At 64.2% G+C, this 7,550-nt stretch carries 8 protein-coding genes and 1 pseudogene; 5 read left to right on the top strand and 4 right to left on the bottom strand.

The window, feature by feature from the left end:
• Together HY896_08350 and HY896_08345 are read right to left on the bottom strand one after the other, a co-directional pair.
• The coding region (locus HY896_08350) for a thioredoxin domain-containing protein (protein ID MBI5576360.1) at nucleotides 1-343 on the bottom strand (343 nt) is incomplete at its 3' end.
• A 90-nt stretch (nucleotides 344-433) separates the two neighbouring features.
• Nucleotides 434-1,576, bottom strand: a pseudogene (locus HY896_08345) (thioredoxin family protein).
• Between the two features lie 226 nt (nucleotides 1,577-1,802).
• On the opposite strand from HY896_08345, the gene HY896_08340 reads away from it, so the two are divergent.
• Complete coding sequence (locus HY896_08340) at nucleotides 1,803-2,735, top strand: transglutaminase domain-containing protein (GenBank protein ID MBI5576359.1); 933 nt, start codon at nucleotides 1,803-1,805, stop codon at nucleotides 2,733-2,735.
• Here the strand turns inward: HY896_08340 and HY896_08335 are convergent.
• Both HY896_08335 and HY896_08330 read right to left on the bottom strand, forming a co-directional pair.
• On the bottom strand, nucleotides 2,692-3,480 hold the full coding sequence (locus tag HY896_08335) for a prolipoprotein diacylglyceryl transferase (GenBank protein ID MBI5576358.1): 789 nt from the start codon (nucleotides 3,478-3,480) through the stop codon (nucleotides 2,692-2,694). The genes HY896_08340 and HY896_08335 overlap by 44 nt on opposite strands.
• A gap of 127 nt (nucleotides 3,481-3,607) precedes the next feature.
• The gene (locus tag HY896_08330; GenBank protein MBI5576357.1) at nucleotides 3,608-4,030 is read right to left on the bottom strand and encodes a hypothetical protein; all 423 of its coding nucleotides are present in this window, start codon (nucleotides 4,028-4,030) and stop codon (nucleotides 3,608-3,610) included.
• Between the two features lie 234 nt (nucleotides 4,031-4,264).
• On the opposite strand from HY896_08330, the gene HY896_08325 reads away from it, so the two are divergent.
• From HY896_08325 to HY896_08310, 4 genes are all read left to right on the top strand, one after another.
• Nucleotides 4,265-4,993 carry a DUF3047 domain-containing protein gene (locus tag HY896_08325; GenBank protein ID MBI5576356.1) on the top strand — a complete coding sequence of 243 codons (729 nt, stop codon included), beginning with the start codon at nucleotides 4,265-4,267 and terminating at the stop codon, nucleotides 4,991-4,993.
• A 163-nt stretch (nucleotides 4,994-5,156) separates the two neighbouring features.
• The gene (locus HY896_08320) at nucleotides 5,157-6,092 is read left to right on the top strand and encodes a transporter (protein MBI5576355.1); all 936 of its coding nucleotides are present in this window, start codon (nucleotides 5,157-5,159) and stop codon (nucleotides 6,090-6,092) included.
• Between the two features lie 20 nt (nucleotides 6,093-6,112).
• The gene (locus tag HY896_08315) at nucleotides 6,113-6,466 is read left to right on the top strand and encodes a heavy-metal-associated domain-containing protein (protein MBI5576354.1); all 354 of its coding nucleotides are present in this window, start codon (nucleotides 6,113-6,115) and stop codon (nucleotides 6,464-6,466) included.
• Nucleotides 6,457-7,479 (top strand): NHL repeat-containing protein, encoded by a 1,023-nt coding sequence (locus tag HY896_08310; GenBank protein MBI5576353.1) that lies wholly within the window; start codon nucleotides 6,457-6,459, stop codon nucleotides 7,477-7,479. Before HY896_08315 ends, HY896_08310 begins: the two co-directional genes overlap by 10 nt.
• The last annotated feature ends 71 nt before the right edge of the window (nucleotides 7,480-7,550 follow it).

Here is a 7,550-nt window from a genome sequence, read left to right as displayed (position 1 = left end):
GCCACCCCCCCTGGCCGGTCATCAGCATGATGGCGTTCATGTAGATCCCGTCCAGGTCGGGGCGCTCCTCCCGGTCCACCTTGATGCTGACCACGTACCGGTTCATGAGCTCCGCCACGGACGCATCCGCGAACGACTCCCGCTCCATGACGGAGCACCAGTAGCAGGTCGAGTAGCCGATGGAGAGGAAGATGGGCTTGTCCTCCGATTTTGCCTTGGCGAAGGCCTCCTTTCCCCACGGGTACCAGTCGACCGGGTTGTCCGCATGCTTTAGCAGGTACGGGCTCGTCTCCAGGGCCAGCCGGTTTTTCCCCTCGGGGATCGCCTTCTCAGGCCGATTCATGGTTGTTCCCTTCCTTCCTTCGCCGTTCGGGGATTCGGCGGACATCGCGCCGTTCGGGACTCCTTTCCTGCGAGCGCCCCCGGCGTGGCGAATGGCCGCCTCCAGCGCGGAGGAGGAGAACAGGTCCGGCAGGCGGGCAACGACTTCGCCCTGCGGGGAGAGGATCACGGCGAAGGGAAGCCCCGCTCCCCCGAACGACGCCAGGAGCGCTGCCTTTCCCGGGTCGGATTCGGTCAGGTCCACCCGGAACGCGGCCAGGCCGGCCTCCCGGGCCGCGCGGACGACCGCCGGGGCGCTGTAGGCAGTCTTCTCCAGGACCTTGCAGTTGATGCACCAGTCCGCGGTGAACTCGATCAGGGCGGGGACGCCCCGCGACCTGGCCGAGGCGACGGCGGCCTCCCGGTACGGCTCCCAGGGGAGGGAGGAGTCCTTGCAAGGCGCCGACGCCGCCAGGACGAGCGACACCCCGAGGGCGGCGCACAGGGACGTCAAGACCCTGGCCGGCCACCGCCCGGCCCTCGCCCAGGAGACCGCCGCCCAGACCGAGAGCCCCGCGGCCCACAGGTACCACAGGGGCATCTCGAAGCTCCCGGGAAGCAGGATCCGGCCGAAGAAGATCGCCCCCCCCAGGAGGGCGAAGCCGAGGGCCTCCTTGCTCCGGGCCGTCCACTCGCCCCCGCGGGGGAGCCGCGACAGCCATTCCGGACGCAGGACCGCGAGGACGTACGGGAGGGCCAGCCCCGTTCCGATTGCCGCGAAAAGCCAAAGCGTGACGATCGGCGGGCGGGTCAACGCGTAGGCGAGAACGCCGCCGAGGAAAAACCCGGTGCATGGCGTGGCGAGGATGCCGGTCAGAGCCCCGGAGAGAAACGGCTCCATGTACCTCCGCCCCCGGACGCGATACGCCGCCTGGGGAACGGGAATCGAAACGTCGAAAAACTCGATGACGCCGGAAACGAGGAGAAACGCGGACAGAAGACCCAGGAACACCCGTGACTGGAACAACGCTCCCCAGGTCAGATGCAGGAGGGCGGTCGCTCCTCCCAGCGCCAGAAAGAAGGCCAGGGAGCCGGCAAGGAACGCCGCCGCCGCGATAAAACGGCGTCTGGGTTCCGTCCCGATTTCGTTGAGGATGGCCCGGACCTTGAGCGGGATCGACGGCAGGACGCAGGGGGTCAGGTTGAGCAGGAGGCCGGCGGCTACCGCAAGCACGGTTTGCAACAATATCGTCATCTCTTCCCCCCGATCGCCGCTGTCTATGCAATATGAGAGGCGACATTTTCCCCGTGGGTCGCGGCTATCCTTGGAGATTTAGTCGCCGAAAGGGGGAAGATCCTTACACCCCTTCCGTTCGAACGGAAACGCGCGCCCTAATGAAGGGCGCGATGGCCGATGTGTAAGGTTTTCCCGGTCCACACGACAAACAAGAAAGGCTCGAAGTCTGTCCTGGAAGGAGGATATGGTCATGGAACATGCCCTGATGGCAAATACCCGTGACGAAACAGCCATATATCGTCTGAGGGACGAGATCGTCGTAACGGATCTGCCCAAGGGAGACCACCTGCTGGAGGTCTGGATCCCCGTTCCGCAAACCGACACGAACCAGCAGGTCATGGAGGTCACCGTGGAGTCGGAGGTCGGCCTATCCCTTCACTATGACCGGGAGTGGGGAAACGCGATCCTTTACGCGAGGATTCCCTCCGCAAAGGAGTTTCGCGCGGAATGCTTCTACCGCGTGGAGCGCCGGCCGGCACAGGTCGTTGCGGATCCGGCCCGCGCGCGCCCTCAACGCGGAACGCACGCACCGTACGCACGCTTCCTGGCGCCGGAGAAGCACGTACGCGTCGACGAGGAGACCCGGAAACGGGCCCTCGACATCCTCGGCGCGGAAAAAAACCCCTTGCGCCAGGCGAAACTCCTGTATGACCACGTGACGGGGTACATGACGTACGACCAGGAGAAACAGTCCTGGAAGGGCAGCACCGACCACGCGCTCGTCTGCCAGGTCGGCAACTGCAACGACATCCACGCATTGTATCTCTCCCTGTGCCGATCCGCCGGGATCCCGGGCCGCCTGGTGATGGGGTTTGCCCTCGAGGGGGAGGACCAGTGCGACCTGTGCGGGTACCATTGCTGGGCGGAGACCTATGTCGACGGCCTGGGGTGGTTCCCCGTCGATGCCTCGTGCGCGTGCCGATACGGGCATGCGGGCTTCGGTTCTCTGGACCTGAACCACGTCGCTTTCTCCCGGGGCAGGGACCTTCTCCTGGAACCCGCTCAGCGCGGGGAGCGGCTTTTGTTCTTCCCTTCCGCGTACGCGGAGGTGGACGGCGCGGAATTCCCCGGCGTCAAGAGGCTCCTGCGATTCGATCGGATCGGGATCGCCGCCTGATGGCGAGGAGCGCGGCAAGGAATACCGCCAACCCGGCGTACTGCCCGGGAGTGAGTCCGAAGTACCGTGCGTCGGCCAATCGCAGGAAATCCAGGAAGAAGCGGGCCGGGACGTAGAGAAGGATGAAGACGACCGTGAAGAAACCGGGCGGCCGGGGCTTTCGATCCGCCACGAGGAAGACAGGCACCATCACCAGGAGCGTATAGAGGAATTCATACCATCCCAGATCGTGGAACGCCATCTTCGCCAGCTCCACGGAGGGCGGGAGTTCCGCCAGGCGGCCGGCATCCCGGTAGAAGGTTGCGATGTAGGCCCGGGCTTCAGGAGATTTCAGGCTGATGCCCAGCGGGAACGACGTTATCGTGCCGGGGTGGTCGTGGGCGACCGTGCAAGCCAGGCGGCCGATCGCCCATGCGAAGGGGAGGACAAAGGCAATAACGTCGAGGTATTTCATGCGTTCGCCCGTGTCGATATTACGCGCTTTTAAGCTGAAATAAAGCCAGAGTCCGAGGAGTCCCCCCACGAATCCTCCGAAGGAGCTGATGTTTTCCCACACCTTCAGGAGAAGGACCGGACTCTCCATTGCCTGCCGCGGAAAGTAGGCGATGACGGAATACAAGTGGGCCAATACGAAACCGGCAAGGACGACATACGCCAGGAGTCCCGTGCAGACGGCGTCGTCGAGCCCTTTCCGGCGGCACCGCGCGACCGCCATCTGCCACCCGACGATTACCGAAAGCGCCACCAGGGCTCCGAAGGCGTGCACCGTTACCGTGCCGAGCAATCGGTACACGGGTTGGGGAATGTACGGGACCATCTCAAGAGTCGGCGCGGAGGAGGCCCATCTTCCATCCTCCGCGCCGCTTTCCCCGCTATTTCTTGGGAATCCCGGCCGAGAGCGCCGGTACCATGCTTTTCATGTCGGCGGGATCGCCGCTCGGGTGGCGCACAACCATGATCATGGCCCACTTGCCGAAGGGCGATTCAGACAGGGCGGCATCGTACGATCCCTTGCCCTGCCCGTCCGTCCGGAACATAAATGGCGCACTCCCTGCTCCGGCCTCGTGTTTCTTGGGTTTCATGTTGACGAACCAGACCGTGTACACGCCATTTGGACGAAGACCTTCCGCCTGGACGCGGAGCTTGCCGCTGCCCAGGGAGGCTGTCCCGCTCGCCGCGGGGCTGTCCTTTTCCGCCTTCAACGGAATCGAAACGTCTCCCGCAAGGGCGGCGCCGGCGATTACCATGAAGGCGAGCGCCAGCACGAACGGCAGACACTTTCTTGCGACCGACATATCGAGCCTCCTTTTCCTGATAGCCTCCGCGAAGCGCATAGGACATCCCCGCGGTCGGCTTTTTTTTTCACGCTGTCGGTTAGTCTTCGTGGGGGAACATTCCTTACAGCCAGGGCAAAACAAGCGCGTAGTGTCGCTGAAAACCAGCAGATCAGGAATGGCCGCAGGGCTGCCGCTCCTTCACGCGGGCCGGCGATTCCCCGTTGCCGATGGGGTTGTGGGAAAATTATACGGATGGGACGATCCGGTATCGATATACGACCCGTGCGTGGTTTCTGCGGAGGACTCCTGCATGTAGCCATCCGGATTTTCGTCCTCTTTGCGGCCCTTGCAGTCCCCGGAGCCGGCGGGGCGGGGCCGCTCCTCGTCGACGATTTCGCCGCGGGCCTCTCCGATAGATGGGAGAAGAAGATCTTCAAGGGTGAGACAATCTACACGCCAGTTATCGACGAAGGACGTCCCGCGCTGAAGGCGGAGAGCCGGGCGAGCGCCTCGGGGCTGATTTACCACGTCGATCTCGATCCGAATGAGTACCCGCGACTTTCATGGTCATGGAAGATCGTCCGCACGATCGGTAAAGGAGACGAGCGGACAAAAGGCGGTGACGATTACGCGGCCAGGTTGTACGTCGTTTATCCCTCCATCCTCTTCTGGAAGACGCGGGCGGTAAACTACATCTGGGCGAACCGGCTGCCGCGGGGCGCATTTCTTCCCAACGCATATTCGAAAAACTCGGTCATGGTGGCCGTGGAGAGCGGCGACGAGAACGCGGGGAGATGGATCGACGAGGAGCGCAACCTCGTCGAGGATTTCCGGCGGGCGTTCGGTGAAAATCCTCCCAGGCTCGGCGCTGTGGCGATCATGACCGACACCGACAACACGGGAGAGCGGGCGGCCGCGTGGTACGGCGCTATCCGGTTCCTGCCGCCTGGTTTACGGTCTCGTGCACCGTCGTCGCGGTGATACGTATCGGGGAAGCAATGACTTTGCCGAGGTGCCCCGACTCGTGACGCCACTGCTGCAAGGATTCACGCCTTGTGTAGATCGTGATGTCCTGTATTGACCCTGTACCATGGTCCGGCGTTTATGCTTAAAAGTGGAGTTGTTCGGGAAGGGAGGAGTCGACATGAAAAGGGGGGCCTTGCCGGCACGGGTTGCTGTTCTTGGCTTGTTCGCCGCGTGCGGCATGTTTGTTCCACCGAACGTCGCCGCCGCGCCGATCACGTTCAATACCGCCCTGCCGGTGGCAAGCGGGGAGGGGATTCTCCGCGTGCAGTATGTCTTGGTCCGCGCGGCCGGCGACCCGACCACCCTCGGTCGCAGCATCACCGTTCACGCCGCGCCGGTGGCTCTCGCGTACGGAGTCACACCGCGCCTCGCCCTGTTCGGGATCGCTCCCTTCTTCGACAAGTCCCTGGAGCTCGATACGCCCGCAGGCAGGATCGAGCGCAGCGCTTCCGGCATCGGCGACCTTCTCTTCCTCGGACGATATACCGCTTTCGCGCTGGACCGGCCCGGATCTACGATACGCCTTGCACCCTTTGCCGGGCTCAAGCTTCCGACCGGCAAGGACGATGTTTCCGATGGCCTGGGCCGCCTTCCGCGGCCCCTGCAACCGGGCTCCGGGTCCTGGGACGGGCTCGGAGGGGTTGTCTTCACGTGGCAGACCCTGGGGTGGGAATTCGACGCCGACGTGGGTTTTCGCAAGAACACGGCGGCGGACGGTTTCCGGTTCGGGGACCAGGCGTTCACCGACGCGTCTTTCCAGTACCGGGTCTGGCCGCGTCGGCTGGAGGCCGGAGTGCCCGCGTATGTTTTCGCCGTCGCCGAGAGCAACCTCGTCGTCGCGGGGCGGGACCGGGTCGGAGGAGTTTCGGACCCCGATTCCGGGGGGACCCGGTGGAACGTCGGCGCGGGGCTCCAGTACGTGACGGAGCGCTTCGTCATCGAGGGAATCTACCAGGTTCCCGCCGTCCAGCGGCTGAACGGCAACGGCGTGGAAACCGACTATTCGCTCAGCGTCGGGATCCGTTGGAAATTTTCGTTCCTGCCAGGACGATGAAAACAGGAGGGGGTCCGGATATGACTTTCAAATCGTTTCTCATACGTCATGCGTGCTGCCGGTGGATCGGTCTTGCGCTCGTCGCAGTCGTTCCGGCGCTTCTCGCGGCGCCTTACGGGGCATGGTCCGCCGGCCCCCAGCCCGGTGCCGCAAAACAGGCCGTAGTGGCCGTCGACGGGATGTCCTGCCCCTTTTGCGCATATGGGGTGAAGAAGCATCTGTCGGCGCTGCCCGGGGTAAAGAGTGTCCAGGTCGAGCTGGCCAAGGGCGAGGCGATCGTGGAATTCGACCCGGAGGGGCAGGTGACCGACGAGCAGATCCGGAAGGCGGTGCGGGAGGCGGGCTTTACTCCCGGAAAGATCGAATGGAGATGAAACGGGTCCGCGGGCTCTCCGGACGTTTCCGTTTTATCGTATTCTTGCTGGTGGCGGTCGTCGTTCCCGCCGTCCTCGCGCTTCGCCATTGGGGAGTGGCCTGGACGCTCGCCGCGCGTGAGGGGAGCCCGGCCAGATATTCCCTTGTCGGTTTCTGGGACGGCGCCGACGTTCCCTCGGGAGAATTCTTTCGGCCCATCGGCATCGCGGTCGCGCCGAACGGAGACGTCTTCGTCACCGACGCGCGTCTCCGCTTCGTGCGGCTGGGCCCTTCCGGGGAATTCAAGGGCGAGTGGGGACACGAAGGCAAGGGGCCCGGGGGGTTCGGCAACCCCATGGGGATCGCGGTGGCGCGCGACGACTCGGTATTCGTCTCCGATTACGAGCACGACCGGATCCACAAATTCACGCCGGACGGCCGGTTTCTCCTCTCCTTCGGGGGACCGGGAAAGGGGCCGGGTCGCCTCACCGCACCCGCCGGCCTGGCCGTCGATCCTTCGGGCTCCCTGTACGTCGCGGATTTCTACAATCACCGGGTCCAGAAGTTCGAAGCGGACGGTTCGTTTAAGAAGATTATCGGCCACCCGGGCAGGATGGGCGCCGGCGCCCTTCATTATCCGACGGGCGTGACCGTTGCGCCGGATGGCAAGCTCCTGGTCGCCGACGCGTACAATCACCAGCTCCAATGGTTCGACCCCGGGGGGATCCCGGTCCGGCGGGCCGGCTACCGTTTGTTTCTGTTTTGGCCGCGCGCCGCCTCGTCAAGGCGGGGGTTCAAGGTTCCGACCGGCGCAGCCGCGGGACCGGACGGCCTCCTCCACGTGGCGGACAGCGGAAACCACCGGATCGTCATGCTTACGGCGGAGGGGCGTTACGTGACGGACTGGGTACTCCCCGACGCGAACCCCGGTGTCTACTCCCCTGAACAGATCGCGGTCTCAACGGACGGAAGGACCGTATATGCCACGGACCTCGCGTCAAACCGGATCCTGGTACTGAAGGTCGGCCGGTGACCCGGATCTTGCCGTCGTCTGAAGACTCCCGTTCGTCCTACTTCGCGGGGAACAGAACGTAGTCGCGGTGG

Source organism: Deltaproteobacteria bacterium (assembly GCA_016218975.1).
In the GTDB taxonomy this organism is placed as follows: Bacteria; Desulfobacterota; Deferrimicrobia; order Deferrimicrobiales; family Deferrimicrobiaceae; genus JAENIX01.
Note: the sequence above shows the minus strand (reverse complement) of the source record. Positions and strands in the feature narration are given on the sequence as shown.